We start from the raw sequence: 25,520 nt of genomic DNA, 5'->3' as shown, positions 1-25,520 counted from the left end.
CCGGCAGCTTGCGGTGCAGGCCGGCGGGCGGCGCCGCGCCCGGCGGCATCGTGTTCACCACGGCGCCAGGGGCCATCGTGCCCGGTCCGGCAACGCCGGGTACCGTGCCCGGCGCCGCCGCGCCGGGCGGCGCAGCGGCGATCGTCACCGGCGGGGTGATCTTCCAGCCCTTGGACGCCGCCTGCGACCTCCAGCGCGCGCTGAGCGCGTCCATCGACGCCGCCAGCGCCTCCTTGTCCTTGGCCGCCTTGGCGTCGGCGGCCGCTTTCTTGGCGGCCGCTTCCTGTTGCTGGGCCGGTGTCAGGGCGGGTTTCGGCAGTGCCGCCCACGAAGCCGCGCTGCTGGCCAGCAAGCCGGCCAGCATCATGCTGATTGCGGAAAAGCGGGTCATTGCTGTCTCCCCAGGGTCCCTTGCGCGGCCGGTGCATTGGGCGCGATGTTGGTCGCCGCAGGCGCCTCGACCGTGCCCGGCGCCGGTGCCTTCGGGGCCGCATAGTCGCCCTGCGCTTCGCGGGTACCCGCCTGGGCGCCGCTGGGCGGCGTCACGCCGGAACTCGGACCCTGGCCGGTTTCGATCACGGTGCCGGCGGTGGCGGCGCCCGAGCTGGTGCCGCCGGCGCCGCCGGCGTGGCCCGGCGTGCCGCCGGCATACGTGGCGTCCACCGCGGGCTTGGCGGTGCGCGCGATGATCGTGCCGCTGGTGGCGCCGCCGGCCGACACCTGGCCGGGATACTTGGTCTGCACGATGCCGTCCAGGCTCGGAGGGCGGCCGCGGTCGCAAGCACTGGCCAAGACGGCCAGTGCGGCCAGGCCGCCATGGATCAGGATAGTGGATGCTTTCATGGTGGTCCTCAATGTGCCGGGCCCGGCCGAGGCGCCGGACGCGGCGGCGTGGCGTCCGGATGCGGGCGGTGGGCCGGGTCGGTGGCGGTGCCGTTCTTTACCTGCTCCAGCCACAGCGAATGGTGGGCCGCGGCCCAGTTCTCGTCCACCGTGCCCTCGCGCATGGCCTGGTAGGCCCCCGGGGTGCCCCAGGTGCCGATGTAGATGTGGCCCATGGCCGCGGCGATGTACAGGGCGGAACCGGCCACGTGCAAGGCATTCGCCACCTGCAGCACATAGCGCGTTTGGCCGAAGGTGACGAAGTCCAGCACCAGGCCGGTGATCGACATCAGGATGCCCAACAGGGTCACGCCCAGCCAGAACCAGGCCTTTTCGCCTGCGTTGAAGAAGCCGGCCGGCGGGTGCTTGTGCGACACGATGCCGCCACCCTGCTTCACCCACTGCCAGTCCTGGCGCTTGAAGAAGTTGCGGCGCACGAAGGTGATGAACATCAGCACCGAGCAGACGATGAACAGCGGCCCGACGAAGTTGTGCAGGTACTTGGAGATGATGGCAAACCAGGAGAACAGGTCGTGCCCCATCCACGGCAGCATGATCTTCTTGCCGTACATGATGATGATGCCGGTGATCGCCAGCGCGATGAAGCTGTAGGCCGTAGCCCAGTGCACGTGGCGCTCCCAGGCGGTGAAGCGCTTGATGCGGCGCCCGGATTCGGGCACTTCTTTCGCCCCGCCCACCGCCTTGTAGAACACGAAGATCAGCAGCGGCACCGCCAGCAGGATGAAGCCGGCGATGCTGGCCAGCGGCCCGTTGCGCAGGTGGCGCCAGGTATTGCCGCCACGCTGGACGATCAAGTTGGCCTCGGTGGCGCCGTACTGGCCCAGGAAATGGCGGTCCATATGGACCCGGCCGGAGGATGGATTCATCAGTCCGGGTTCCGGAACGACCGAATCGCCTTCGATCTGGAGCATGGTCTGCTCCTCGGCGTAGGCCGGCTTGGCCTTTTCGTTGGGCACGCCGGCCCAGGCCGAAGGCAGCAGCAGCGCAGACAGCAGCACCAGCGCCAGCGCGACGATCAGGACCAGCGAGGCACGCAGGGCATTGGCGCTGGACCGCATGGAATTGGTCGGCATCGTCGGCTCCTTACGGGTTGGCCCGGTTGTATTCGTTCTGCTTCATGGCGCGGTCCTGGATCGTGGCCGACCAGGCCAGGCGGTCGTTGTGGAAGCGCCTGTGGAAGTGCCGGTCGTCTTCCTTGCCGGCGTACTCGCCGTGCAGCCACCCCGGGAACTGGTCGACCTCGAGGCAACCGGTGAGCAGCAAAGGCAGCGCCAGTACCAGGTAACGAGCATGCTTGCGGAGCTTGTTCATTGCGGGAACCTCCCCGGATCGTTCTGCACGTCGCCGACCAGCTGGTTGGTGCGCGGCAGGTCGCCTTTCGCCTTGATCTCTCCGCCGCGCTTGGGCCGGCCGTAGGCGATCTTCCAGCCCCACAGTTCGGGACCATAGCCGCGCGTCTCGACGCGCTGGCGGTAGATGTCGGCGATCTGGTTCGCTTCGCCGCCCAGCAGGGCCTTGGTGCCGCATTGCTCGGCGCAGGCCGGCAGCTTGCCTTCGGCGATCCGGTTGCGGCCGTACTTCTTGAATTCGGCCTCGGAGGTGTCCGGTTCCGGGCCGCCTGCGCAGAAGGTGCACTTGTCCATCTTGCCGCGGTGGTTGAACATGCCGGTCTCGGGGAACTGCGGCGCCCCGAACGGACAGGCGTAGTAGCAGTAGCCGCAGCCGATGCACTGGTCCTTGCTGTGCAGGACGATGCCGTCTTCGGTATGGTAGATGCAGTTGGTCGGGCACACCGCCAGGCAGGGTGCGTCGGTACAGTGCATGCACGCAACGGATACCGAGCGCTCGCCCGGGATGCCGTCGTTGATGGTCACCACGCGGCGGCGGTTGACGCCCCAGGGCGTCTCGTGTTCGTTCTTGCATGCGGTCACGCAACCGTTGCAGTCGATGCAGCGTTCGGTGTCGCAAATAAACTTCATTCTTGCGGCCATGCCGTTCTCCTCCGCTTTGCTCAGTTTTTTGTGGGGCGCGTACTAGGCCTTGACCACCCGGCACAGCGATACCTTGGTTTCCTGCATCATCGTCACGGCGTCGTAGCCGTAGGTCCAGCCAGTGTTGCAGGCTTCGCCGCGCACCGTCGGCGCCCCGCCCTCCGGATAGTGCCGCTCGAGATCCTCGCCCATCCACCAGCCGCCGAAGTGGAATGGCATCCAGACCAGGCCGATCGGCACCCGCTCGGTGACCATCGCCATCATCTTCATGCGGGCCCCGGTCGGGGTTTCGACCCAGACGTAGTCGCCGACCCGGGCGTTCATCTGGGCCGCGTCGCGTGGATTGATCTCGACGAACATGTTCTGCTGCAGCTCGGCCAGCCAGGGGTTGGAACGGGTTTCCTCGCCGCCACCCTCGTACTCGACCAGGCGCCCGGAGGTCATGATCAGCGGGAAATCCTTCGAGTAATCGACGTCCTGCACCGATTTGTACAAGGTGGGCAGGCGCCAGAAATTGGCCTTGTCGTCGTAGGTCGGGTACTTGGCGACCAGGTCGCGCCGTGGCGAGGCCAGCGGTTCGCGGTGGACCGGCACCGGGTCGGGGAAGTTCCAGACATTGCAGCGCGAGCGCGCATTGCCCCAGGGCGCGCAGCCGTGCGCGATGACTACCCGGATGATGCCGCCCGAATTGTCGGTCTTCCAGTTCTTGCCTTCGGCCATCGCCTGTTCTTGCGGCGTGAGTTCGGCCCACCAGCCGAGCTTTTTCAGGAAGATGTGGTCGAACTCGGGGTAGCCGGTGTCGAGCTGGCTGTCCTTGTTGGTGGAGCCGTCCGCCGCCAGCAGGGAAACGCCGTTGTGCTCGACGCCCCAGTTGGCCCGGAACGGCAGGCCGCCCTCGGCGATCGACTTGCTGGTGTCGTACAGGATCGGCGTGCCCGGGTGCTTCAGTTCCGGCGTGCCCCAGCACGGCCACGGCAAGCCGTAGTAGTCGCCCTTGCAGGGACCGTCGTCGGCGCGCATGGTGGTCGGGTTGAAGGTGTGCTTGTTCTCCATGTGGAGCTTGAGACGTTCCGGCGAGCAGCCCGTGTAGCCGATGGTCCAGCAGGATCGGTTGATCTCGCGCAGGATGTCCTCGACCACCGGCTCGTTGAGTACCACCTTGATGTTCTTGCACAGTTCGTTGTGGAAGCCGAGCTTCTTGGCGAACAGGTACATGATCTCGTGGTCGGACTTGCACTCGAACAAGGGCATGATGACGCGCTCACGCCACTGGATGCTGCGGTTGGACGCCGTGCACGAACCCGAGGTCTCGAACTGCGAGGCGGCCGGCAGCAGGTAGACGCCGTCGGTACGCCCGTGCATCGAGGCGGTCATGCTCGGGTACGGGTCGATGACCACCATCATGTCGAGCTTCTGCATCGCCGCCTTCATGTCGGGCAGGCGGGTCTGGCTGTTGGGGGCATGGCCCCAGTAGAACACCGCACGCAGGTTGCTGGGCTGGTCGATGAACTGGTTTTCTTCGTTGACCGCGTCGAACCAGCGCGACACCGTGATGCCGGGCTTTTCCATCAGCTCCTTGGAGCCGAAACGCGACTTGATCCATTCGTAGTCGACGCCCCAGGCGGTGGCGAAGTGCTTCCAGGCGCCCTCGGCGATGCCGTAATAGCCCGGCAGCGTGTCGCCGTTGGGGCCGACGTCGGTCGCGCCCTGCACGTTGTCGTGGCCGCGGTAGATGTTGGCGCCCCCGCCCGGCACCCCGATGTTGCCCAGCGCAAGCTGCAGGATGCACAGGGCGCGCACGTTGGCGGTGCCGACGTGGTGCTGGGTGATGCCCATGCACCAGACCACCGAGGAAGGCTTGTTCTTGGCCAGCATCTCGGCCGCCATGCGCACCGAGGCTTCCGGGACACCGGTCACGTCCGACACTTTATCCGGCGTCCATTTGGCCACTTCCTTGCGCACGTCGTCCATGCCGTAGGTGCGGGCCGCGATGTACTCCTTGTCTTCCCAGCCGTTCTGGAAGATGTGCCACAGGATGCCCCACACCAGCGGGATGTCGGTGCCCGGGCGCACCCGCACATAATGGTGGGCAAAGCGCGCGGTGCGGGTGAAGCGCGGGTCGATCACGATCATCTTCGCGCCCAACTCCTTGGCATGCAGGAAGTGCAGCATCGAGATCGGGTGGGCCTCGGCCGGGTTGGAGCCGATGAACATCACCGCCTTGCTGTGGTGCAAGTCGTTGAAGGAATTCGTCATGGCCCCGTAGCCGAAGGTCTGGGCGACGCCCGCGACCGTGGTCGAGTGGCAGATGCGCGCCTGGTGGTCGCAGTTGTTCGAGCCCCAGAAGGCGCTGAACTTGCGCAGCAGGTAGGCCTGTTCGTTGTTGTGCTTGGAGCTGCCGATGACCATCAAGGCGTCCGGGCCGGATTTCTGGCGCAGTTCGATCAGCTTGTCGCCGATCTCGTTGATGGCCTGGTCCCAGGAGATGCGCTGGTATTTGCCGTTCACCAGCTTCATCGGGTAGCGCAGGCGGTGCTCGCCGAAGGCGTGCTCGCGCACCGAGGCGCCCTTGGCACAGTGCGCCCCCATATTGATGGGCGAGTCGAAAGCGGCTTCCTGGCGCACCCAGACGCCGTTGGCGACCACCGCGTCGACCGAGCAGCCCACCGAGCAGTGGCTGCAGATGGTGCGCTTGATCTCGGTGGGCACCGGGGCATCCGCCACCGCGTCGGCGTGCGCCGGCTCGATGACGTTCAGCGGCAGTTGCCGCGCCAGGGCGCCGGCACCGGCCGCGACGCCTGCGCCGACCAGGAAGCGGCGCCGTTTGAGTCCGCTGTCGCGGACGGTCTTCACTAGGGACATGCTGGCTCTCCAGTTGCGCTAGGGCGATACTCACCAATAGGCGGCGGTCTCGTAGTAACGGCGGATGTGCTCGGTTTCGTGGTAGCCGCGCTTGACCTGCGGCGCAGGCAGCGGCGCAGCAAGCGGTGCTTCGGCGGCGCCGGCGCTGCCGGTCACGGCGGCCAGCGCGCCCAGCGGCGCGGCCTTCAGGAAGCTGCGCCGGGCCGGGTCGGGCCCGGTAGTGGGCGTGGCCGGCTTGCCGTCTTCACTGACTTGCTGTCCTTGCGGATGCTGTTCCATGCTGTGCCTCGTCTGGTTAAACCATTGAATCCGTCAGCGCGTCCCCGACCACGAAGGCTTCCGCCTCGATGGCGAGGAAGGCCCCGGCCAGCCGGGCGACCAGCCGGTAGTAGTTCGCGCCTTCGGCGTTCGCGATGTCGGCCACGCAGCGCTCGTACCAGGGCGCGATGTGGACCTCGAAAAAGGCCTGCTGGCGCGCCAGCGGCTGCCGCATGATCGTGCCGGACCCGCCAGGAGCCCCGGCCACCAGCACGCGCATGGTCTCGCACAGGGCGCCCAGGTGGTCTTCGAATTCGCCGGCGCCGCGCACCCGGCCAATGCCGAGGCGCGCCAGGTCGGCACGCAGTTCGGCCAGCGGGGAGTCGTTCAGGTAGCCTGCTAGGTATCGCGAGCCGTAGGGATTGAGCGGCGGCGTGCCGACACTGATGAACAGCGCGGCGAACTCGTCGGCCACGGCGTCCGGATCCATGACGCCGGAGGCGAGCGTCAAGGCTTCCCAGGCCTGTTCCAGCGCCGGATCGCCGCCCTCGGAGAGGATGGGGTCGGCATGCGCCAGCGCGTGCAGCAGCCCGGCATCTGGCGCCGCCAGCAGCAGGCGTGACAACAGCGCGTACAGGTCGGCGCGGGCCTGGTCTTCTCCCGCCAGCGGCAGGGAAACGGAGACGGGCTTAGCGGTCTGCGTGGCGACAGGTAAGGCACTCGATGCGGCGGCTTCGGCGGTACGGTCGACCGACGGCGCGTCAGGATAGGACACGGGGCTGCTCTCCTGTTAGCAAAGCGTTACGAAGAGTGTAGTCCTCCATCGCCACAGGCCGCGCACGGTTGGTCGAGCCGGCTCGATCGCGTTCGCGCTTTTCAGCGGATCTTCAGCGCATCCCGAGCGCATGCATGAGCACGCGGATCACGTAGGCCACCGCCGCCAGCGTAAACACGCCGCCGAGCCAGAGCGCGGCCAGCCAGCCGAGCCGCCGCATCCAGTCGCGCCGGGTCGCCATCTAGTGATACCCCGCGTCGGCCTTGACCTTGCCGCGGAATACCCAGTACGACCAGCCGGTGTACAGCAGGATGATGGGCAGGATGAACAGGGTGCCCACCAGCGCAAAGCGCTGGCTGCTGGGCGGAGACGCCGCTTCCCAGATCGAGATCGCGGGCGGCACGATGTGCGGCCAGATGCTGATCGTCATGCCGCTGTAGCCGAGGAAGATCAGGGCCAGGGCCGCGACGAAGGGCACCCGGTGCGGCGCATTTCCGTTTTTACTGTTAAGAGAGCGCAGCAGCAGCACGATGAACACCGCCACCAGCACCGGCACCGGCGCCAGGAACACGATGTTCGGGAAGCTGAACCAGCGCTGCGCCACGGCCGGGTCGCGCCACGGGGTCCAGATGCTGACGATGACGATGGCCGCGAGCAGCATCAGGGCCAGGGGACGCGCCACCTGCACCATGCGCGCCTGCAGCTCGCCCTCGGTCTTCATCACCAGCCAGGTGGCGCCCAGCAGGGTGTAGGCGATCATCACGCCGACGCCGGCCAGCAGCGGGAACGGGGCGAGCCAGTCGAGCGGCCCGCCGGCATAACTGCGCCCCGACACGGCAATGCCGTCCAGGAAGGCGCCCAGCGAGACGCCCTGGAAGAACGAGGCCGCGACCGAGCCGCCGATGAAGGCCTTGTCCCACAGGTGGGCCTCGTGCTCCTTGGCCTTGAAGCGGAATTCGAAGGCAACGCCGCGGAACACCAGGCCGAGCAGCATGAAGATCAGGGGCAGGTAGAGCCCCGACAGGATGATCGAGTAGGCCACCGGGAAGGCCGCCAGCAGCCCCTCGCCGCCCAGCACCAGCCAGGTTTCGTTGCCGTCCCAGACCGGCGCCACCGTGTTCATCATGGTGTCGCGGTCGCGCTTTTTCGGCGTGAACGGGAACAGCAGGCCGATGCCGAGGTCGAAGCCGTCCAGCAGCACGTACATGAAGACGGCGAAGAAAATGATGAGCGCCCAGACGACGGTGATGTCGATGCCCATCGCTAGCTCCCCTGCCCGTCGTCGTCGTTGCCGACATCCGCCGCCGACAGCGGCCGCATCGGCGTGCGGTCCTCGCCCGGTCCGCCCTGGGCGGGGCGGTTCAGCTCGAAGTGCTGCGGTCCCTTGCGTATCATGCGCAACAAGTACACCGTCCCGGTGCCGAACACGAACATGTAGGCCACCACGAACAGGACCAGGCTCAGGCCCAGGGTGGCGGCGCCGTGCGGCGACACCGCGTCGGCCGTGCGCAGCACCCCGTACACCACCCAGGGCTGGCGCCCGACCTCGGTGGTGGTCCAGCCGGCCAGGATGGCCACCAGGCCGGCCGGGCCCATCCACAGGGCGAAGCGCAGGAAGGGACGGCTGTGCCACAGGCGCGCCTCCGCTCCTCCCTCCTGTTTTCGCTTGCGCCGCAGCCACAGGCTCCAGGCGCCCAGCGCGATCATCAGGAGGCCCAGGCCGACCATCAGCCGGAAGCTCCAGAACACGATCAGGGCGTTCGGCCGGTCTTCGGGCGGGAAGTCCTTGAGCCCCGGGATCTGCCCGTCCCAGCTATGGGTCAGGATCAGGCTGCCCAGGTGCGGGATGCCGACCGCGTACTTCGTCTTTTCCTCCTCCATGTCCGGCACCCCGAACAGCAGCAGCGGGACCGCCTTGCCGCCCTCGTTCTCCCAGTGACCTTCCATGGCCGCCAGCTTGGCCGGCTGGTGCTTCAGCGTGTTCAGCCCATGGAAGTCGCCCACCACCGCCTGGATCGGCGCGACGATCAGGATCATCCACATCGCCATCGACAGCATCTTGCGCACCGCCGGATTGTCGCGCCCCTTCAAGAGCTGCCAGGCCCCGGAGGCGCCGACGATCAGGGCGGTGGTCAGATAAGCGGCGATCACCATGTGCAGCAGCCGGTAGGGGAAGGAGGGATTGAATATGATGGCCAGCCAGTCGCTCGGGACCATGCGCCCGCCCTCGATGGCGTAGCCCTGCGGGGTCTGCATCCAGCTGTTGGCGGCCAGGATCCAGGTGGACGAGATCAGGGTGCCGACCGCCACCGCGCAGGTGGAAGCGAAGTGCAGGCCCGGGCCGACCCGGGTCCAGCCGAACAGCATCACGCCGAGGAAGCCGGCTTCGAGGAAGAAGGCGGTCAGCACCTCGTAGGACAGGATCGGCCCCAGGATGCTGCCGGCGAATTCGGACAGGTAGCTCCAGTTGGTGCCGATCTGGTAGGCCATCACGATGCCCGACACCACCCCCATGCCGAAGCTGACGGCGAAGATCTTGAGCCAGTAGTGATAGAGGTCGACGTAGACCTGGCGCCCGGTTTTCAGCCAGCACAGCTCGAGCACGGCCAGATAGCTGGCCATGCCGATCGTTATTGCCGGAAACAGGATGTGGAAAGACATCGTGAACGCAAACTGCACGCGCGCCAGATCCAAGGCGGACAAACCGAACATCGGGGCTCCTCGTGTTCCCGGGTCGACCTCCGGGGGTGTGTCCAGAATCTAGCATGCAGGATGGGGGCGCACGCTTGGCCGGGTGGCATTTCGATGGAAATCAAGGCCGGCTGAGGGAGGGCAAGGGGAAGCCTGTTTTCACTTCCGAAATCTTTCTCTCCGTCAGAAAACAGGAAGCCACTGATCCAAATTAATGACCCATCAGATCGTCCCCAGTCCGGCCCGATCACTCGACTATATTGGCTGACGATTCGAGCACGGCATCGACGGAATTCCGGAGTTCCAGCATGCATGCAGCTCGCTATCCGGCGACCCTCCTCCCCCCTTGCGGCGCGGCAGGCTGGGCCAATCACCGATCGTCGATGTGAAAGGAAATGTCATGTCAAACAATCAGGTCAACCAGGCAGCCACGCGGATTGCCGCGGGCGCCAGGGAAGCGGACGGCTTCATCGCTTCCTCGGCCATGCCGACCAGCTTCGCCGAGATCCGGCAGGACGCCGACCTCGGCGCGGTCCGGCAGTTGTTCGGGCCCGCCGCCGCCAGCGCCGAACCGCAACCCGAGCTGAGCGGAACCGGTTTCACCTACCGCCACGACTGGGGTGCGCGCCGCGGGCAGTGGGTGCTGCGCCTCAACTGGAACGTGATCCAGCCCCCGTCGCGGGTCCTGGTGGCGATCGGCGAAGGCGTCCCGGGCGGACCGAATGCCGGCAAGTTCATCGGCTCGGCCCGCTACACCCTGCACAACGTCGCCTCACGCTGGAACGGCGTCGACATCTGGGTCAACATCGAGTGGAGCTCGGATATCTCGCTCTACGCCGACTACCTGATCATCAATCCCTGAGCATCCGAGGAGAACACCATGTCACCAAACGATCGTCTTGACCGGAACGCCGCGCTGACCCTGGCCCGCCAGGACCCGGCGGAGCGCGCGGATTCCTCGGACACCAAGGGCCCCTGGGCCATTGCCGAAGCCACCGTCGGCAAGGACGGGCTGCAGCCCGCCCTGCAAGGAACCGGCTTCACTTACCGCCACGACTGGGGAGCGCGCCGCGGCCAATGGATCCTGCGGCTCAACTGGGATGTCATCCAGCCCGGCTCGCAGGTGTTCGTGGCGGTGGGCGAAGGCGTGCCGGGCGGACCGAACGCCGGCAAGTTCATCGGCGCAGCCCGCTACACCCTGCACAACGTCGCCTCGCGCTGGAACGGCGTCGACATCTGGGTCAACATCGAGTGGAGCGCGGACATCTCGCTCTACGTCGACTACCTGATCGTCAACCCGCCCGTGGCGCCACCCGGCCTGCGCACGGTGTCGGTCGCGGTGCACCGCCACAGCAGCGTGGCCCTGAGCGAGGCCGAGGCCGACCGGATCCTGGCCGACATGGGCACGATCCTGCAGAACGACGACACCGGGCCGGATGTCGCCACCCCGGTCCGCTTCGTGCGCAACGGCGCGGTACGGCTGCTCCCAAGCAACGTCCCCGGCACGATCCAGACGGCGGCCGACCTGACGGCGCTGCTGAACGCGGGCAGCGGGGTCAAGGTCGTGCAGGCGATCCGCTGGTGCGGCGGCCCCGGCGACAGCATCATCGGCTGCGCCCCGGTCGGCAGCACCATCGTCAACGTGGCGGCGGTGCGCTTCACCGCCAACCAGGAAGGCTTGATCTGGGTGCACGAGTACGGCCACAACTGCGGCCTCGGCCATCGAACCGACGACCTGCGCGCGGTCATGTACCCGTCGGTCGGCACCGACCACGACGTGGTCAACGCCGGGGAGTCGGCGGCCTTCCTGGCCGGCCCGCTCGCCATCACCGGCGAGGTGATGCCCGCCGGCGGCTGCTCCTGCGGCGTGGGCGGCATCCCGCTGCCTGCCGACGTGCGCGACTTCGTCTCCCAGCACTGGGTCGAAGGCGTGCCCGACGAGCTGGCCTCGCAGTACACGGAGAAGGACGCCCGCCTGCTGCTCGACTGGCTGGTGAACGAGCCCGGGAAGCACGAGGAGTTCCTGGTGCAGGTCGTGGCCACCCTCGGCTACATCGGCAGCGCGATCGCGGTCCAGCCGCTGATCGACTTCGTCGAGAAGCCGCTTGCCGGCCGTGCGGTGTTCAATGCCAAGAACACCGCGCTGCTGCGCCTGGGCGACCTGGCCAACCAGTCGGGCAGCCAGGCCGCGCTGGACTTCCTGGCAAAGGTGGCGGGCGACAGGGACGTGGCGCGTGCGCTGGCGGCGCCCCAGGCCCCCGCCGAGGCAGCCATGGCGGCCAACGCCGGCCAGGGCGTGGTGGCGCCAGGCCTCGACACCCTGGCAGCCGAGCTGGCGGTGTCGGCCACCTTCGGCCTGGCGCTGGCCGGCACGGCGCAGTCGCTGCAGGCCGTCGAGGCCCTGAAGGCGGATGGTGACGCGTTCGCGACCGTGAAGGCGGCGGCGCTGGAGGCGGCGCAGATCGCCGCGACCGTGCAGGCCAAGGGCCGGCAGGAGTACTACCGGAAGAAGGCGGAACACCGGCATCACCTGTAACCGCCCTGTGTTGGGTGGACGGCGATGCCGCCCACGCGTTCAGATCGTCCTGGAATGGATGTAGCGTCTATTCACGGGAATATTGAACGCGTGGGCGTACGTAATTCCGGGCATTGCCCGCAATTACCCCGCCCACCCTACTTATCTCTGGGAAATGAACGCCGCGGACCCGGCCTGTGTCTATAATGGCTGCGTCCGCATTTTCTTCTCACGCCATGAACCAACCCATGTCGCTCCCTGGCACAGCGCCGGTCAGCATCCAGGCCCTCAAGACCAGCTGCGGCGCCTGCAGCATGCACCAGCTGTGCCTGCCGATGGGGCTGGAAGACGCCGACATCAACCGCCTCGACCAAATCATCGGACGGCGCCGCCGCCTCGCACGCGACGAGCGCCTGTATGCGATGGGCGAACCCTTCCGCAACCTGTACGCGGTGCGCTTCGGCCATTTCAAGACCTACCAGGTGAACGCCGCCGGCGAAGCCCAGATCACCGGTTTCCAGATGGCCGGCGAACTGCTGGGCATGGACGCGATCAGCGGCACCCACCACTGCGACGCCGTGGCGCTCGAGGACAGCGAAGTCTGCGAGATTCCGTTCTCGCGCCTGGAAGAGCTGTTCGGCCAGGTCCCGGCCCTGCTGCGCCACTTCCACCGCATCATGAGCCAGGAAATCACGCGCGAACAGAACGTAATGCTTCTGCTCGGCAATATGCGGGCGGAGCAGCGTTTCGCCGTCTTCCTGGTGAACCTGTCGGCGCGCTACGCGGCGCGCGGCTACTCGCCGAACAGCTTCCAGCTGCGCATGTCGCGCGAGGACATCGGCAACTACCTCGGACTCACCATCGAAAGCATCAGCCGCCTGCTGTCGCGCTTCAAGAAACAGGGCTGGCTGCAGGTCGACAAGCGCGAAGTCACCCTGCTCGACCCGGTCAAGCTCAAGGCGCTGGCTGCCGGCACCGACGTTTGCAGCCCGATGGGCTGAACCTGGGGCGTCGCCAGGACGGCTCGTCGCGCTCCGTGCCGCCGTCCTGGCGTCGGGACTGCTGCGGGCGGACGTATTTTCCGGCGCCGGCGCCCACCGTGCGTGCTCAGATCTCGATCACCAGCTCCGGACGGAAGGCCTCCTGCTCGCCCTTGCTCAGGTAACCGAGCGGATTGGCCACCACGCGGCAGGACCAGGGCCGGCCCGCTTCGACGCCGCTGGTGATGTAGTCGTTCGCGCAGTGCAGGTGGCCGTGGATCCACAGGTCGGCCTGGGGAAACAGCGCGTCGAGCGCATTGCAGAAGCCCGCCGTGCCGGGGGTCAGGCCATAGCGCGGGTCGGCGCTGAGCAGGCTGGGGGCGAAGTGGGTCACCACCACCGTGCGGCCCTCGAAAGGCGCCGCCAGCGCGCCGCGCAGCCACGCCTGGCAGTCCAGCGACATCGCGCGGATGCCCTCGGCCAGCACCTTTTCGCCGTTCTTCAGGGTCGTGTTCTTCGACAGGTAGTAGTTGGCCGCGCGGAAGGCCTTGTCGCGGCGCTGCAGCTGCTTGGTCAGGTCCTGCTCCTGCAGCGCCAGCGCGTCGAAATCGCTCCACAGGGTAGTGCCGATGAAGCGCACCGCTCCGATCATCAAGGTCTCGCGGTCCAGCCATTCGATGCCGAGGCGTGCGCAGGTGGCGCGCAGGCGCGCGTAGGCCTCCTCGAATTCGAGGCCGTCGAATTCGTGGTTGCCGGGGATGTAGAGCACCCGCGCTTGCGAAGCGCCGGGCCGCAGCGGAGAGGACCTCGGCGAAAAACGCCCGAGGCCGAAATCGGTATCCGTCAGGCGCGAGCCGGACTGGTAGGAACCGATGTCGCCCGCCAGGATGATCACGTCGGTATCGGCGCGGATCTGCGGAATGAAGCCCGCGTAACGTTCGAGATGGAGGTCGGAGAAAAGCTGGATGCGCATGGTCGGCGCAGTATAGCGGCTTTTTCGCCGCGCCCTGCGCCGGCGACTGCAGCGGCCGTCAGAAGCTGATGCGCACGTACGGCGCGCTCTGCTTCGCCTCGCCGTGGTAGACCGCTTCGATATTATTCCCGTCCGGGTCGAGCACGAAGGCGCCGTAATAGCCCGGGTGGTAGGCGCGCTCGCCCGGCCGGCCGTTGTCCCTGCCGCCGGCGGCCAGCGCCGCAAAGTAGAAGGCATTGACCATCTTGCGGTCGCGTGCCTGGAAGGCCAGGTGGTGGCGTCCCGTCAGCACGCCTTGCGCGGCTTGGCTGGCGCGGCTGGAGACGAACAGTTCGTCGGCCCAGAAGTAATCGTCGCCGGCGCCGCCGAGCGGAATGCCCAGCGCCTCGAACACGGCGCCGTAGAACCTGCGGGAGGCAGGCAGGTCGCGCACCACCAATTGAATGTGGTCGATGAGCCGCCCGCGGTAGATTTCTTGTGTTTCCATGCTGTGCTCCTGTGGAAGAAGGTCATGAAATACAGCTGCGCGCGAGCAGTGTAGGAGCAAATGCGCCCCCGGGCAACCGGCGCGGCGGCATCGCGATGCAAATCGATGCCGCCGTCCTGAGGCTCAGGCCTGCTTCAGCTTCGCGATCCAGCCATCCACCAGCTCGCCCAGCACGTCGAGCGGCACCGAGCCCGCGCCCAGCACCAGGTCGTGGAAGCCGGCGAGCGAGAACTTGTCCCCCAATTCCTTCCTGGCCTTCTCGCGCAGCTCGATCATCCGCAGCATGCCGATCATGTAGGCGTTGGCCTGGCCCGGCCAGGCGACGTAGCGCTCGACTTCCTGCGCGCCGATGCCGTAGTCGATCGCCTGCTGGCGGGTCCAGCCTTTCGAATGCAGGCCGGTATCGACCACCAGGCGGCGGGCACGGAACAGTTCCGAACCGAGTGCCCCCAGCAGGCCGGGCACGTCGCCCTCGTACCAGCCCTGCTCCACCGCCAGGCGCTCGGTGTACAGCGCCCAGCCTTCGGAGTGGGCGCTGCCGCCGCTGAAGATGCGCTGGCTGCGGTATTTCGGAATGCCGGTCAGCTCCTGCTGGATCGCCAGCTGGAAGTGGTGGCCCGGCACCGCCTCGTGGTAAGCGAGGCTGCGCATGCGGATCATGTCGAAGCTCGGGCCGCGCAGCGGCACCCAGAAGATCCCCGGGCGGGTGCCGTCCGGCGCCGGCAGCGAATAGTGCGCGGCGGCCGAGGGTTCGGTCAGCGGCGGCTCGCGGCGCACTTCGACCGGGGCGCGCGGCTTCAGGTTGAACAGCGGCGCGCTCCTGCGCTCGGCGTCCTTCACCATCTCGACGTAGCTGGCGATGATCGCCGGGCGCGGGTCGCCCTCGCCTTTCGGCTGGAAGCGCGCATCGAGCTGCTTCATGCGGGCTTCGATACCGCCCTCGGCAAGGCCCAGCGATGCTAGGAGCCGGTCCATCTCGCCTTCGATGCGCGCGACTTCGCGCAGGCCGATCTCGTGGATCTCGTTCGGGGTGAGCTTGGTGCTGGTGAAGTTCTCGACCGCGCGCGCATAGGCCGCGCTGCCGTTCGGCAGGCGCGAGATGCCGGCCACGTCGCCGGTGCGCGGGTGGATGTCGGCCATGAAGGCCTGCACCCGCTGGTAGGCCGGCTTGATGCGCTCCTCGACGATGCGGGCGGCGCGCGCCAGCGCGGCCTTGCGCGCGTCCGGCGTGAGGCCTGCCATCTTCTCGGTGCGCTGGGCCAGCGAGGTGACCAGCACGTTCTCGCTCGGCGCCGGCTTGAGGAAGCTGTCGACCTGGAATTGGGCGCGCTCGAGGATGAAGCGCGGCGGAATCAGGGAGCGCGATGCGGCATCGCGGGCGCGCGCCAGCGCTTCGTCCATGCGGGTGCCGACCTGCTCCAGGCGCGCCAGGTAGCTGTCGACATCCGCCGGATTGCGCAGCGGGTGGGTGGTGGTCATGAAATTGACCAGGCCGACCTGCACACCACTGAACTGCGAGAAGATGAAGGAATGGTCCTCGAACGGCTCGTTGGCGACCGCGTTCTGCAGCGTCCAGCGCATGACGGCGGCCGAGGTACGCTGGCCCTGGTCGAGCGGGCCGGCCATCCACTTGTCCAGGCGCGCCAGGCCGCTGCGGGCCAGGGCCTGCACCTTCTGGCGGTGGGCCTTCGTCAGCGGGGTCAGCTCGCGGTCCAGTTTCGCCTGTTCCGCGCCGCTGAAGTACTGGGTCGACGTCGCGCCCTGCGGATTCGCGCGGACCCAGTCCTCGGCGAACTTCTCGGCCCAGGTATCGAAGGCCTTGTTCGGCTTGGCGGCGGCGGCTTGCGCCACAGGTGCCGCCTGCGCCGCAGCCGGCAGGGTCGCCACGACAATGGCGGCGGGGATGAACAGGGCGCCGATGGTGGCGCGCAGGCTGCGCTGGCGGAAGGATGGCATCGTGGTCTCGTTTCCTCGTTATATGTACAGGGTGGCGGCGCCGGGCGCCGTGTTTTCCGCGGAGGAATCTAACATGGAAAAGGTCTAACCAACAATGCACGTTCAGTATGTACAGACACGTGATTGGCCCGATGTTAGACTGGGCCGCCGCTCATCTGGATGAGTTCGATTGCGACGAGCGGCCGCCGGCCGGTGCCGAAATAATATTTCAACGCAAACAATAAAATGAAATTTTCTTTCATCTCGTCCAGCCTGCTGGCCGCCTCCCTGTTGACTGCCCCGATCGCTCACGCCGAACAATTCAAGGTGCTGGTGTTCACCAAGACCGCAGGCTGGCACCACGACGCCGTGCATGCGGGCGTGAGCGCCGTGCAGGAACTCGGCAAACTGCACGACTTCGACGTGTTCTGGACCGCCGATCCCAATCGCGTGATGAACGATGCCGAACTCGCGAAATACCAGGCCGTGGTCTTCCTGCTGACCACCGGCGACGTGCTGGACGACAAGCAGCAGGCCGCCTTCGAGCGCTACATCCGCAAGGGCGGCGGCTTCGTGGGCGTGCACAGCGCCTCCGATACGGAGTACGACTGGCCGTGGTACACGAAGATGGTGGGCCACATGTTCCGCACCCACCCGGCGGTGCAGACCGCCGTGCTGCAGGTCCGCGAGCGCAACTTTCCCGGCATGGAACGCTTCGCGCCGCGCACCCTGTTCACCGACGAATGGTACGAGTTCGGCCCGGCCACTTCCGGCAAGCTGACTTACCTGCTGAGCGTCGACGAGTCGACCTATCGCCCCGAAACCAAACAGGGCAAGGGCATGGGCGCCTTCCACCCCATCAGCTGGTACCAGCCCTACGAGGGCGGCCGCGCCTTCTACACGGCGCTGGGGCATATCGCCGCGACCTACCGCGACCCGCTCTTCCTGCACCACCTGTACGGCGGCATCTACTGGGCCGCGACCGGACGCGGTTTCAAGGCTGACTGAGGTCCCGCCTAGATCAAGGGGCGGCGGCGGCGGCTGCCTGCACCTGCCTCTATCAGGCATGTCGACGGTCGGCGTGGTGGCGGGCTACCGCGCGGCCGCGGGCTACGGCTCCTTTTAAATTCAGCTTCCGGTGTAAGGCGTGAAGTCGATCCCGGTTTCCTTCACGCCGACCAGCGCCGCGACGTTCTCCGCGCTCTCGCTGAAGCCGACCAGCACCTCGGCCACCGTCGCCCGCTTGCTGTCCAGGACATCGACCCAGAACTGGCTCTGCGCGTCCGGAGCCCGATTCAGCACGTTCTCGTAGAACTTCGCGACGATCCCGGCATTCGTCGGATTCGCCCCATACAGCTCCCTGAACTCGCTCGATGCGACGAAGGCCGCGGCGATGTCGCCCAGGCTCACGCCGATGTCGAGGCGGTTCATCCAGAAGCCCTGGCCGGTCTTGTCCGGCGCGCGGTCGAAGGCGGCCTGGTACAGGCGGTAGGCCTGGCCCGCATGGCCCGCATAGTCGAGCGCGACGCCATCGCCGCCGTTTGCGAAATGCACGCGCTCGACGTTCGTCAGCAGAATCGGATCGCCGGCGAAGATGATGTCCGCCACCGCCCACTGGCCGGAAAGCTCGCGCGTCTGCCAGAACTGGTAGCGCATGTGGTGGGTGACGAAGGTGTCCAGGCCGGCGCCGCCGTCGATCCGGTGGCCGCGGCCGAGATGGCCGATGATGTCGTCGCCGCCCAGCGCCATGACGGTCTCGTTGTCGGCGTCGGCGCGCAAGGTATCGGCGCCGTCGGTGCCGATCGCGCTGGCCCGCGCTTCCACCACGCCGTAGCGGTCGGCGTAGGCCGCCAGCACGCGCACCGCAGCCGGCGCGTCGGCGCCGAGCGTGAAGTCGCTGCCCCAGGCACCCTCGACATCGCGGTAGCCGCCGGCGCCGTCGGCCACCTGCCACTGGTAGTAGACCTTGCCGGAATGGTCGGGATCGGCCAGCCCGGCATGCAGGGTCTGTCCGGCCGCAAGCCTGCCGTCGATGCGCACGCTGCCGGGCGTGTTGACGTGCTTCGCCTCCGGATCGGCGTCGCTGGCCACTGATTCGGCCTGGCCGAAACCGTCGATGTAGCTCGCCACCACCGTGATGACCTTGCCGGCCTCGCCCTGCCCCAGTGCCAGGGTGGCGCCGGTGGCGCCCGCGATGGGCTGGCCGTCCGCGCGCCACTGGTAGCTGAGCGCCCCGATGCCGTCTTCGTCCGCGATGGTGCCGACGGCGGTGAGCACGCTTCCCGCGCTGCGGGTGTCGCCTTCGATCCGGATCGTCCCGGTCGGCAGGTCGTTGACGTTCACCACGGTGAACGGGCGGGTGCTGGCGGCGGTGTACGCCACCTCGTTGAAATGCAATTGCATCCGCGCCGAGATCGCCCGGCCCACGTCGATCTGCGCGGTCGTGTAGTCGTCCGACGATTCGCCGAACTGCGCGCCTGCCCTGGCGCTTTGCACGCTGCGTTCGCCGATGGTCCAGTCGAACACGGGCACGGCGTAGAACTGCGACGGCAAGGGCGTGCCGGCAAAGCTGAACACGGCGCGGACGCTGCTTCCTTCGAAGACCAGGCCCTGGCCTGACAAGGCCTTGTCGGCGTGGAGGGTAAGGGGGTACATGGTGTCGAACAATGCAAGAGTGGCGAGCGTTCACACGATAGCAGGTTTTCTCCCGTACCTGCCCCATGTCAAGCTCACGCTATCGAGAACGCTTAAGATTTCCCCAGCGTATTGTTGCTGGAGGAAACATGGACACGACGTTCGCACCATCCCACGCCCGCCCCGCGTCCGTGCGCCGTGACATCGCCCTGTGGAACCCGGCGGCCGCCGCCCTCTGGAGCCTGGCGCTGTCACCGGCCTTCGGCGCCTGGCTCCACATGCGCAACTGGGAACGGCTCGGCGAGCAGGAACGGGCGAAGGAAGCCCGGGCCTGGTGCGCGATGAGCTGCGGCCTGCATGCGGTGAGCCTGCTCATCGTGCTGCTTGGTGCGGCGCTGGAGCGGGACGTCGGCATCCCGCATTCCGTCAGCCTCGCCTTCCTGGCGGCCTGGTACGTCCGCTCGGGCCATGCCCAGGTGCGCTACGTCGCTGCGCTGCACGGCGCCGGCTACCCACGGCGGCCTTGGCGGGTGCCACTCCTGCTTGGTGCGGCGGCGATTGCCGTCCTGATCGCCCTGACGGCCGGCCTTGTCCTGGTCATGTCCTCCGGCAGGCTCAATCCGCCCTGATACGCAGTTGGTCCTGCTTCGCCGGACTCCAGCTGCCGGCCAGCCGCCAGGCGCCCGCCCCGCTCCCGCCTTCGACGACCACCTGCCAGTGCGTCGGCTCCAGCGCGGGCGCCGCAGCCGTGAAGCGCCCCTCCCCGTCCGGCAGCGCTTCCAGCACGCGGTCGCGTCCCGGCTGGGTCGGGTGCGCGAGGCGGATGCGGAAAGGCGCGCGCACCGGCGCGCCGTGGCTGCGCAGGCTGCCCGTGATACGGCCGGCGGCGGCGTCGTGGGCGGCATCAAAAGCAAGGCCCAGCCTGCTCGCCACGCGGTCGCGGCGCAGTTCCTGGTTGATGGCCTTGCCCTGCTTGTAGTAGTCGCCCACCACCATCGCGTCCGGGCGGCTCATCGCCAGCCAGGTCATGACGGCCCCGCCGACCAGCACCCATGCCGGGCCGATCATCAGGAGCCAGGGCCAGCGGTGCCGGTACCAGGGCGCGGCGGGCTGGAGGGAAAGATGTGCTTCCATGTCGTTTTCCTTATTTCGGCACGATGAATGCCGCTTCTTCCGTTACCTGGAGCGCGCCGCTGCCTGGTGAGGCCAGGGTGAAGGCGATCCGGTTCGATCCCGGATGGCCGTCGCCGCCCGCGATGCGCACCCGCACCGGCACGGCGCGCGTGCTGGCCGCGCCGATCTCGATCGTTTCGTCGCCCGCGACCCTGGCCGAGGCGATGCCGTCCACCGTGATGCGCAGGCGCTGTGCCTGTTCGGTCGTGTTCATCACCTGCAGCCGGTACACGTTCTCGATCATTCCGTCTTCGACTTCACGGCCCATCGAACCGCGGTCGCGGATCACGTCGAGCTTCAATGGATTGCGCAGCGCCAGCGAGGCGATCATGGCGGTGCCGAGGATCGCCAGCACCGCGGTATAGACCAGCACACGCGGACGCATCACGCGGCGCCGCACCTGCCCGGCGGACAACCGGTCCGCCAGGGCGTTCTCGGTGGCGTAGCGGATCAGGCCGCGCGGGCGCTGCACCTTGTCCATCACGCCGTTGCAGGCATCAACGCAGGCGGCGCAGCCGATGCACTCGTACTGCAGGCCCTTGCGAATGTCGATCCCGGTCGGGCAGACCTGCACGCACATGCTGCAGTCGATGCAGTCGCCGGCGCCGATCGACTGACGTGGAGTGCGCGGCTCGCCGCGCGCGGCGTCGTAGGTGACGATCAAGGTGTCCTTGTCGAACATCGCGCTCTGGAAGCGCGCATACGGGCACATGTACTTGCAGACCTGCTCGCGCAGCCAGCCGGCGTTGCCGTAGGTGGCGAAGCCATAGAACAGCACCCAGAAGCTCTCCCAGGGCCCGAGCTCGAACGCGGCGATGTCGAAGCTCAGTTCGCGCACCGGCGTGAAGTAACCGACGAAGGTGAAGCCGGTCCACAGGGCCACCAGGCCCCAGCTTGCATGCTTGCCGCCCTTGCGTGCGATCTTCTCGAGCGTCCAGGGCTGGCGGTCGAGGCGGATGCGGCTGCTCCTCGCACCCTCGAACTTGCGCTCGATCCACAGGAAGATCTCGGTGTACACCGTCTGCGGACAGGCGAAGCCGCACCACACCCGGCCCGCCACCGCCGTCACCAGGAACAGGCCATAGGCGCACAGGATCAGCAGCGCGGCCAGGTAGATGAAGTCCTGCGGCCACAGCACCAGGCCGAACAGGTAAAACTTGCGGCTGGCCAGGTCGAACAGCACCGCCTGGCGGCCGTGCAGCTCGATCCACGGCAAGCCGTAGAACAGCAGCTGGGTAAGCCACACGCAGGCCCAGCGCAGCGACGCGTAGCGGCCCTTGATCTCGCGCGGGTAGATCTCTTCGCGCGCCGCATACATGCGGATCACCGCTTCGCGTGGAGCCTCGGCCGGCGCGTTCATTTTGCTTGCGCCATGATGGCCGGCTGGTTCGACAGGCTCCACACGTAAGCGGCCAGCACATGCGCCTTCTCTTCACCGAGGAATTCGCCGAAGGCCGGCATGGTGTTGCTGCGGCCCTTGCGGATGGTTTCCATCACGGTTTCCTGGCTGCCGCCGTAGAGCCACGTCTTGTCGGCCAGGTTGGGGGCGCCCATGGCCGGGTTGCCCTCGCCCTTGGCGCCATGGCAGGCCACGCAGGCGGCGAACTTCGGTTTCCCGAAAGCGACCTTGATCGGATCGGCCGCCAGGCCGGACAGGTTGCGTACGTAATGCGCCACACTCTCGATGTCCTTGTCCGAACCGAGCGCCGCACCCATGGGCGGCATGGTGCCCACGCGCCCTGCCATGATGGTCTGCTTGATGACGGACGGCTCGCCGCCGTGCAGCCAGTCGCGGTCCGCCAGGTTCGGGTAGCCCTTGCTGCCGCGCGCGTCCGAGCCGTGGCACTGCGAACAATAGGTCAGGAACAGGCGCTCGCCGATGGCCTGGGCCTGCGGGTCGGCGGCGACCGCTTTGATGTCCTGGTTGGCGTACTTCGCGAACACCGGGCCGAAGTCCGCCTTGGCCTGCTTCAGCTCCGCCTTGTATTCGCCGCTCGAATTCCAGCCCAGCCGGCCCGCATAGTTGCCCAGTCCCGGATACAGCGCAAGGTAGGCAAACCCGAATGCGATGGTGAGCCAGAACAGCACGATCCACCAGCGCGGCATCGGCGTGTTCAGTTCGGTCAGGTCCTCGTCCCAGACGTGGCCGGTCGTTGCCTCTTGCGTACCGTCGGCGCGCAGCGTGACGCGGTAGCTCGACTGCGACCACAGCAGGATGCCGCAGCCCAGGATCGACAGCACCGTGATGACGGCCACGTACCAGTGCCAGAATTCGTTGAAGAAATCAGCCACGATCGCCCTCCCCTGCTTCATCCGCGAACGGCAATTGCGCGGCCTTGTCGAAATCGCTGTTCCGGCGCAGCACGTAGGTCCAGCCGACGATGCCCAGGAAGGTGACGAAGCTGATCACGGTCATCACGCTGCTGGCGTTGTCGAAAATGTTGATGACGCGTACCGCGTCAAAAGCTTGTTGGAGTGCCATATTCAGTTCCTTGTCTTGATCTGCGTGCCCAGACCCTGCAGGTAGGCGACCAGCGCGTCCTGCTCGGTCTTGCCGGCCACCTCGGCGGGTGCGGCCTGGATCTCGGCCTCGCTGTACGGCACGCCGATGCGGCGCATCGCGCGCATCTTGGGGATGATCTCGCTCGGGTCCAGCCTGGCCTTCGCCAGCCATGGGTAGCCCGGCATGTTCGATTCCGGCACCAGGTCGCGCGGGTTGTCGAGGTGGGTGCGGTGCCATTCGTCGCTGTAGCGGCCGCCCACGCGCGCCAGGTCGGGGCCGGTGCGCTTCGAGCCCCACTGGAACGGGTGGTCGTAGACGAATTCGCCGGCCACCGAATAGTGTCCGTAGCGTTCGGTCTCGGCACGGAACGGGCGAATCATCTGCGAGTGGCAGTTGTAGCAGCCTTCGCGGATGTAGACGTCGCGGCCCGCCAGGCGCAGCGGCGAGTAGGGCCTCAATCCCGCCACCGGCTCGGTGGTGGACTTCTGGAAGAACAGCGGCACGATCTCGACCAGGCCGCCGAAGGAAATCACGAGCAGCACCAGGCCAATCAGGAGCCAGGGGTTCTTCTCGATCCATTCATGCGAAAATTTCTTCATTCTGTGCTCCGGTGGTTCAGGCGTGCGCCGGTTCGAGGGCGGCAGCCGCGGGGTGCGCCTGCGCCGGGCCGGTCGGGATCCTGGCATCGACGCTGGCGGTACCGCCCAGCGTCTTCCAGGTATTGAAGGCCATGATCGCCATGCCCGACAGGTACAGGAAGCCGCCCGTGAAGCGGATCACGTAATAGGGGTAAGTCGCCTTGACGCTCTCCGCGAAGGTATAGGTCAGCGTGCCGTCGGGGTTGACCGCGCGCCACATCAGGCCCTGCATCACGCCGGCGATCCACATCGAGGCGATGTACAGCACGATGCCGATGGTTGCCACCCAAAAGTGGGTGTCGACCAGCGCTACGCTCCACATCTGCTTCTTGCCGGCCAGGCGCGGGATAAGGTAATAGATCGAGCCCATGGTGATGAAGCCGACCCAGCCAAGTGCGCCTGCGTGGACGTGGGCGACGGTCCAGTCGGTGTAGTGCGACAGCGAATTGATGGTCTTGATCGACATCATCGGGCCCTCGAAGGTGGCCATGCCGTAGAACGAGAGCGAGACGATCAGGAACTTCAGGATCGGGTCCGAGCGCAGCTTGTGCCAGGCGCCGGCCAGGGTCATCATCCCGTTGATCATGCCGCCCCACGATGGCGCCAGCAGGATCAGGGAGAACACCATGCCGATCGACTGGGTCCAGTCGGGCAGCGCGGTGTAGTGCAGGTGGTGAGGGCCAGCCCACATGTAGGTGAAGATCAGGGCCCAGAAGTGCACGATCGACAGGCGGTACGAGTACACCGGGCGCTCGGCCTGCTTCGGGATGAAGTAGTAGACCATGCCGAGGTAGCCGGCGGTCAGGATGAAGCCGACCGCGTTATGCCCGTACCACCACTGGATCATGGCGTCCTGCACGCCGGCATACACGGAATACGACTTCATCGCGGATACCGGCACCACCGCGCCGTTGACGACGTGGAGCACCGCGACTGCCAGGATGTAGGCGCCGAAGAACCAGTTCGCCACATAGATGTGCTGGACGCGGCGCTTGACGATGGTGCCGAAGAAGACCACCGCATAGGCCACCCAGACGATGGTGATCAGGATTGCGATCGGCCACTCGAGCTCGGCGTATTCCTTGCCGCGGGTGAAGCCCATCGGCAGCGAGATCGCCGCCGACACCAGCACCGCCTGCCAGCCCCAGAAGGTGAAGCTCGCCAGCCGGTCGCTGAACAGGCGGACCTGGCAGGTGCGCTGCACCACGTAGTACGAGGTGGCGAACAGGCCGCAGATGCCGAAGGCGAAGATGACGGCATTGGTGTGCAGCGGGCGCAGGCGTCCGTAGCTCAGCCACGCGATGTCGAAATTGAGCGCGGGCCAGGCCAGCTGGGCCGCGATGAAGACGCCGGCGGCCATGCCGATCACGCCCCACACGACGGTCGCGATGGCAAACTGGCGCACGATCTTGTAGTTATAGTTTAGACTGCTGTCCAAGATGCTCTCCTGAAAATACCTTGATGAATGACAGTCAGGAGTGTCGTTTTTTGCAGTGCAAAAATCCTTGATGTGAATCAAATTGTTCAGCAACAGATGAGCAAAGGGAAAACGCCATGCCGCCTCTATCGCAATCCGTGTCGGAACAGCTGCGGGCCAGCCTGCACCAGGCGCGCGAAGACCTGCTCGAGACGGTGCGTTCGCGCACCGATTCGCCCGACGACGAAGCACCGAGCATCAGCCCGCTGGCCTACCAGGGCCAGTCCGACGATGCGCCGCAATCCGAAATGCTCAGCCACAACGAACAGCACCTGGCCGATCACGAGTCAAGCCTGCTGCACGAGATCGACGTCGCCATCGGCAAGCTCGAAGCGGGCGGCGCCGGCATCTGCGAATCCTGCGGAAGCGACATTCCCGAGGCGCGCCTGCTGGCCACGCCAACGGTGCGCCTGTGCATCGGGTGCCAGGAACAACTCGAGAAAGACCGGCACAGCGGGCGCGGCCCGTCGATGTAGGCACGCAGGGTGGGCGGCTCCACCTGAAAGCTGGGTTCAGCCGTCTCCTGTTGCGCCGCCCACGCGTTCGACGCGAGCGTGGATAGCGCGACCGCCTGGATCATCCACGCGGTCATCATCCACCAGTATCCGCATCGCCGGCCCTTCGAGATCCTCGAACTGCCCGCTCTCCGCCGCCCCGAAGAAGATCCACACCGCCAGCGCGACGAGCATCACGCTGAGGGGGACCAGGAGATACAGCGCTTCCAC

The 25,520-nt window shown here is 66.9% G+C and carries 27 protein-coding genes and 1 pseudogene; 6 read left to right on the top strand and 22 right to left on the bottom strand.

Features of this window, described 5'->3' with window-relative positions; all coding sequences use genetic code 11:
• The 11 genes and pseudogenes from AC56LU_RS18355 to AC56LU_RS18305 all read right to left on the bottom strand — a co-directional run.
• Nucleotides 1-391 (bottom strand): annotated as a pseudogene (locus tag AC56LU_RS18355) (hypothetical protein); the annotation flags it as partial.
• Nucleotides 388-843 carry a hypothetical protein gene (locus tag AC56LU_RS18350; protein WP_497177049.1) on the bottom strand — a complete coding sequence of 152 codons (456 nt, stop codon included), beginning with the start codon at nucleotides 841-843 and terminating at the stop codon, nucleotides 388-390. The gene AC56LU_RS18350 and the pseudogene AC56LU_RS18355, both read right to left, overlap by 4 nt.
• A gap of 8 nt (nucleotides 844-851) precedes the next feature.
• Nucleotides 852-1,976, bottom strand: coding sequence for a formate dehydrogenase subunit gamma (locus tag AC56LU_RS18345; protein ID WP_497177048.1), 1,125 nt, complete (start codon nucleotides 1,974-1,976; stop codon nucleotides 852-854).
• Nucleotides 1,977-1,986: 10 nt separating this feature from the next.
• Nucleotides 1,987-2,214, bottom strand: coding sequence for a hypothetical protein (locus AC56LU_RS18340; RefSeq protein WP_497177047.1), 228 nt, complete (start codon nucleotides 2,212-2,214; stop codon nucleotides 1,987-1,989).
• Nucleotides 2,211-2,894 (bottom strand): formate dehydrogenase FDH3 subunit beta, encoded by a 684-nt coding sequence (gene fdh3B / locus AC56LU_RS18335; RefSeq protein ID WP_497177046.1) that lies wholly within the window; start codon nucleotides 2,892-2,894, stop codon nucleotides 2,211-2,213. Before fdh3B ends, AC56LU_RS18340 begins: the two co-directional genes overlap by 4 nt.
• A 42-nt stretch (nucleotides 2,895-2,936) precedes the next feature.
• A complete protein-coding gene (locus AC56LU_RS18330; RefSeq protein ID WP_497177045.1) occupies nucleotides 2,937-5,756 on the bottom strand; it encodes a formate dehydrogenase subunit alpha in 2,820 nt (939 codons plus the stop codon).
• A gap of 30 nt (nucleotides 5,757-5,786) precedes the next feature.
• Nucleotides 5,787-6,035 (bottom strand): formate dehydrogenase, encoded by a 249-nt coding sequence (locus AC56LU_RS18325; RefSeq protein ID WP_497177044.1) that lies wholly within the window; start codon nucleotides 6,033-6,035, stop codon nucleotides 5,787-5,789.
• Between the two features lie 16 nt (nucleotides 6,036-6,051).
• A complete protein-coding gene (locus AC56LU_RS18320) occupies nucleotides 6,052-6,789 on the bottom strand; it encodes a TorD/DmsD family molecular chaperone (RefSeq protein WP_497177043.1) in 738 nt (245 codons plus the stop codon).
• Nucleotides 6,790-6,901: 112 nt separating this feature from the next.
• Complete coding sequence (locus tag AC56LU_RS18315) at nucleotides 6,902-7,030, bottom strand: DUF2474 domain-containing protein (RefSeq protein WP_497177042.1); 129 nt, start codon at nucleotides 7,028-7,030, stop codon at nucleotides 6,902-6,904.
• A complete protein-coding gene (cydB, locus tag AC56LU_RS18310) occupies nucleotides 7,031-8,050 on the bottom strand; it encodes a cytochrome d ubiquinol oxidase subunit II (RefSeq protein ID WP_497177041.1) in 1,020 nt (339 codons plus the stop codon). It abuts the gene before it with no gap.
• Nucleotides 8,051-8,052: 2 nt separating this feature from the next.
• Nucleotides 8,053-9,501: a cytochrome ubiquinol oxidase subunit I gene (locus AC56LU_RS18305; RefSeq protein WP_497177040.1), complete on the bottom strand. Its 1,449-nt coding sequence runs from the start codon at nucleotides 9,499-9,501 to the stop codon at nucleotides 8,053-8,055.
• Nucleotides 9,502-9,880: 379 nt separating this feature from the next.
• Here AC56LU_RS18305 and AC56LU_RS18300 point away from each other — a divergent pair, with 379 nt between their 5' ends.
• The 3 genes from AC56LU_RS18300 (at nucleotide 9,881) to fnr (ending at nucleotide 12,996) form a co-directional block, all read left to right on the top strand.
• Entirely contained in the window at nucleotides 9,881-10,342 is a 462-nt protein-coding gene (locus AC56LU_RS18300) for a hypothetical protein (RefSeq protein ID WP_497177039.1), read from the top strand.
• An 18-nt stretch (nucleotides 10,343-10,360) separates the two neighbouring features.
• On the top strand, nucleotides 10,361-12,016 hold the full coding sequence (locus tag AC56LU_RS18295) for a hypothetical protein (RefSeq protein WP_497177038.1): 1,656 nt from the start codon (nucleotides 10,361-10,363) through the stop codon (nucleotides 12,014-12,016).
• Nucleotides 12,017-12,243: 227 nt separating this feature from the next.
• The gene (fnr, locus tag AC56LU_RS18290; protein WP_497177037.1) at nucleotides 12,244-12,996 is read left to right on the top strand and encodes a fumarate/nitrate reduction transcriptional regulator Fnr; all 753 of its coding nucleotides are present in this window, start codon (nucleotides 12,244-12,246) and stop codon (nucleotides 12,994-12,996) included.
• A gap of 106 nt (nucleotides 12,997-13,102) precedes the next feature.
• On the opposite strand, the gene AC56LU_RS18285 is transcribed toward fnr, so the two are convergent.
• The 3 genes from AC56LU_RS18285 to AC56LU_RS18275 form a co-directional block, all read right to left on the bottom strand.
• On the bottom strand, nucleotides 13,103-13,948 hold the full coding sequence (locus AC56LU_RS18285; protein ID WP_497177036.1) for a metallophosphoesterase: 846 nt from the start codon (nucleotides 13,946-13,948) through the stop codon (nucleotides 13,103-13,105).
• 58 nt (nucleotides 13,949-14,006) lie between these two features.
• On the bottom strand, nucleotides 14,007-14,435 hold the full coding sequence (locus AC56LU_RS18280) for a VOC family protein (protein WP_497177035.1): 429 nt from the start codon (nucleotides 14,433-14,435) through the stop codon (nucleotides 14,007-14,009).
• A gap of 123 nt (nucleotides 14,436-14,558) precedes the next feature.
• Nucleotides 14,559-16,391, bottom strand: a complete 1,833-nt coding sequence (locus AC56LU_RS18275) for a DUF885 domain-containing protein (RefSeq protein ID WP_497177034.1) — start codon at nucleotides 16,389-16,391, stop codon at nucleotides 14,559-14,561.
• 225 nt (nucleotides 16,392-16,616) lie between these two features.
• Between AC56LU_RS18275 and AC56LU_RS18270 the strand changes: the two genes are divergently transcribed.
• Nucleotides 16,617-17,378, top strand: coding sequence for a ThuA domain-containing protein (locus AC56LU_RS18270; protein ID WP_497177033.1), 762 nt, complete (start codon nucleotides 16,617-16,619; stop codon nucleotides 17,376-17,378).
• Nucleotides 17,379-17,498: 120 nt separating this feature from the next.
• Here the strand turns inward: AC56LU_RS18270 and AC56LU_RS18265 are convergent, their stop codons facing one another.
• A complete protein-coding gene (locus AC56LU_RS18265; protein WP_497177032.1) occupies nucleotides 17,499-19,025 on the bottom strand; it encodes a DUF4214 domain-containing protein in 1,527 nt (508 codons plus the stop codon).
• A 128-nt stretch (nucleotides 19,026-19,153) separates the two neighbouring features.
• On the opposite strand from AC56LU_RS18265, the gene AC56LU_RS18260 reads away from it, so the two are divergent.
• The gene (locus AC56LU_RS18260) at nucleotides 19,154-19,633 is read left to right on the top strand and encodes a hypothetical protein (protein WP_497177031.1); all 480 of its coding nucleotides are present in this window, start codon (nucleotides 19,154-19,156) and stop codon (nucleotides 19,631-19,633) included.
• Here the strand turns inward: AC56LU_RS18260 and AC56LU_RS18255 are convergent.
• From AC56LU_RS18255 to ccoN, 6 genes are read right to left on the bottom strand one after another with little or no spacing between them, the layout of a single operon-like run.
• A complete protein-coding gene (locus AC56LU_RS18255; RefSeq protein WP_497177030.1) occupies nucleotides 19,620-20,138 on the bottom strand; it encodes a FixH family protein in 519 nt (172 codons plus the stop codon). The genes AC56LU_RS18260 and AC56LU_RS18255 overlap by 14 nt on opposite strands.
• A gap of 10 nt (nucleotides 20,139-20,148) precedes the next feature.
• The gene (gene ccoG / locus AC56LU_RS18250) at nucleotides 20,149-21,537 is read right to left on the bottom strand and encodes a cytochrome c oxidase accessory protein CcoG (RefSeq protein WP_497177029.1); all 1,389 of its coding nucleotides are present in this window, start codon (nucleotides 21,535-21,537) and stop codon (nucleotides 20,149-20,151) included.
• Entirely contained in the window at nucleotides 21,534-22,469 is a 936-nt protein-coding gene (gene ccoP / locus AC56LU_RS18245) for a cytochrome-c oxidase, cbb3-type subunit III (RefSeq protein ID WP_497177028.1), read from the bottom strand. The genes ccoG and ccoP overlap by 4 nt, the downstream gene beginning before the upstream one ends.
• The gene (locus AC56LU_RS18240; RefSeq protein ID WP_497177027.1) at nucleotides 22,462-22,659 is read right to left on the bottom strand and encodes a cbb3-type cytochrome oxidase subunit 3; all 198 of its coding nucleotides are present in this window, start codon (nucleotides 22,657-22,659) and stop codon (nucleotides 22,462-22,464) included. Before AC56LU_RS18240 ends, ccoP begins: the two co-directional genes overlap by 8 nt.
• 2 nt (nucleotides 22,660-22,661) lie before the next feature.
• Entirely contained in the window at nucleotides 22,662-23,279 is a 618-nt protein-coding gene (ccoO, locus tag AC56LU_RS18235) for a cytochrome-c oxidase, cbb3-type subunit II (RefSeq protein ID WP_497177026.1), read from the bottom strand.
• A gap of 16 nt (nucleotides 23,280-23,295) precedes the next feature.
• A complete protein-coding gene (gene ccoN / locus AC56LU_RS18230) occupies nucleotides 23,296-24,756 on the bottom strand; it encodes a cytochrome-c oxidase, cbb3-type subunit I (RefSeq protein WP_497177025.1) in 1,461 nt (486 codons plus the stop codon).
• Nucleotides 24,757-24,872: 116 nt separating this feature from the next.
• Between ccoN and AC56LU_RS18225 the strand changes: the two genes are divergently transcribed.
• Nucleotides 24,873-25,271, top strand: coding sequence for a TraR/DksA family transcriptional regulator (locus tag AC56LU_RS18225; RefSeq protein ID WP_497177024.1), 399 nt, complete (start codon nucleotides 24,873-24,875; stop codon nucleotides 25,269-25,271).
• A gap of 36 nt (nucleotides 25,272-25,307) precedes the next feature.
• Here AC56LU_RS18225 and ccoS read toward each other — a convergent pair whose 3' ends face one another.
• Nucleotides 25,308-25,520, bottom strand: coding sequence for a cbb3-type cytochrome oxidase assembly protein CcoS (gene ccoS / locus AC56LU_RS18220; RefSeq protein ID WP_497177023.1), 213 nt, complete (start codon nucleotides 25,518-25,520; stop codon nucleotides 25,308-25,310).

This window comes from Telluria sp. PB2R4 (assembly GCF_059685695.1).
This window is presented reverse-complemented; position numbering and strand designations above follow the sequence as displayed.

What these genes read in the sequence shown, in the direction of transcription:
- AC56LU_RS18275 (WP_497177034.1), bottom strand. Translation starts at nt 16,391, where the DNA reads ATGCCATCCTTCCGCCAGCGCAGCCTGCGCGCCACCATCGGCGCCCTG.
- AC56LU_RS18340 (WP_497177047.1), bottom strand. Translation starts at nt 2,214, where the DNA reads ATGAACAAGCTCCGCAAGCATGCTCGTTACCTGGTACTGGCGCTGCCT.
- ccoG (WP_497177029.1), bottom strand. Translation starts at nt 21,537, where the DNA reads ATGAACGCGCCGGCCGAGGCTCCACGCGAAGCGGTGATCCGCATGTAT.
- AC56LU_RS18345 (WP_497177048.1), bottom strand. Translation starts at nt 1,976, where the DNA reads ATGCCGACCAATTCCATGCGGTCCAGCGCCAATGCCCTGCGTGCCTCG.
- fnr (WP_497177037.1), top strand. Translation starts at nt 12,244, where the DNA reads ATGTCGCTCCCTGGCACAGCGCCGGTCAGCATCCAGGCCCTCAAGACC.
- AC56LU_RS18260 (WP_497177031.1), top strand. Translation starts at nt 19,154, where the DNA reads ATGGACACGACGTTCGCACCATCCCACGCCCGCCCCGCGTCCGTGCGC.
- cydB (WP_497177041.1), bottom strand. Translation starts at nt 8,050, where the DNA reads ATGGGCATCGACATCACCGTCGTCTGGGCGCTCATCATTTTCTTCGCC.
- ccoO (WP_497177026.1), bottom strand. Translation starts at nt 23,279, where the DNA reads ATGAAGAAATTTTCGCATGAATGGATCGAGAAGAACCCCTGGCTCCTG.
- AC56LU_RS18255 (WP_497177030.1), bottom strand. Translation starts at nt 20,138, where the DNA reads ATGGAAGCACATCTTTCCCTCCAGCCCGCCGCGCCCTGGTACCGGCAC.
- AC56LU_RS18325 (WP_497177044.1), bottom strand. Translation starts at nt 6,035, where the DNA reads ATGGAACAGCATCCGCAAGGACAGCAAGTCAGTGAAGACGGCAAGCCG.
- AC56LU_RS18350 (WP_497177049.1), bottom strand. Translation starts at nt 843, where the DNA reads ATGAAAGCATCCACTATCCTGATCCATGGCGGCCTGGCCGCACTGGCC.
- AC56LU_RS18285 (WP_497177036.1), bottom strand. Translation starts at nt 13,948, where the DNA reads ATGCGCATCCAGCTTTTCTCCGACCTCCATCTCGAACGTTACGCGGGC.
- AC56LU_RS18295 (WP_497177038.1), top strand. Translation starts at nt 10,361, where the DNA reads ATGTCACCAAACGATCGTCTTGACCGGAACGCCGCGCTGACCCTGGCC.
- AC56LU_RS18270 (WP_497177033.1), top strand. Translation starts at nt 16,617, where the DNA reads ATGAAATTTTCTTTCATCTCGTCCAGCCTGCTGGCCGCCTCCCTGTTG.
- AC56LU_RS18315 (WP_497177042.1), bottom strand. Translation starts at nt 7,030, where the DNA reads ATGGCGACCCGGCGCGACTGGATGCGGCGGCTCGGCTGGCTGGCCGCG.
- AC56LU_RS18280 (WP_497177035.1), bottom strand. Translation starts at nt 14,435, where the DNA reads ATGGAAACACAAGAAATCTACCGCGGGCGGCTCATCGACCACATTCAA.
- AC56LU_RS18225 (WP_497177024.1), top strand. Translation starts at nt 24,873, where the DNA reads ATGCCGCCTCTATCGCAATCCGTGTCGGAACAGCTGCGGGCCAGCCTG.
- AC56LU_RS18240 (WP_497177027.1), bottom strand. Translation starts at nt 22,659, where the DNA reads ATGGCACTCCAACAAGCTTTTGACGCGGTACGCGTCATCAACATTTTC.
- AC56LU_RS18300 (WP_497177039.1), top strand. Translation starts at nt 9,881, where the DNA reads ATGTCAAACAATCAGGTCAACCAGGCAGCCACGCGGATTGCCGCGGGC.
- AC56LU_RS18265 (WP_497177032.1), bottom strand. Translation starts at nt 19,025, where the DNA reads ATGTACCCCCTTACCCTCCACGCCGACAAGGCCTTGTCAGGCCAGGGC.
- AC56LU_RS18330 (WP_497177045.1), bottom strand. Translation starts at nt 5,756, where the DNA reads ATGTCCCTAGTGAAGACCGTCCGCGACAGCGGACTCAAACGGCGCCGC.
- AC56LU_RS18305 (WP_497177040.1), bottom strand. Translation starts at nt 9,501, where the DNA reads ATGTTCGGTTTGTCCGCCTTGGATCTGGCGCGCGTGCAGTTTGCGTTC.
- fdh3B (WP_497177046.1), bottom strand. Translation starts at nt 2,894, where the DNA reads ATGGCCGCAAGAATGAAGTTTATTTGCGACACCGAACGCTGCATCGAC.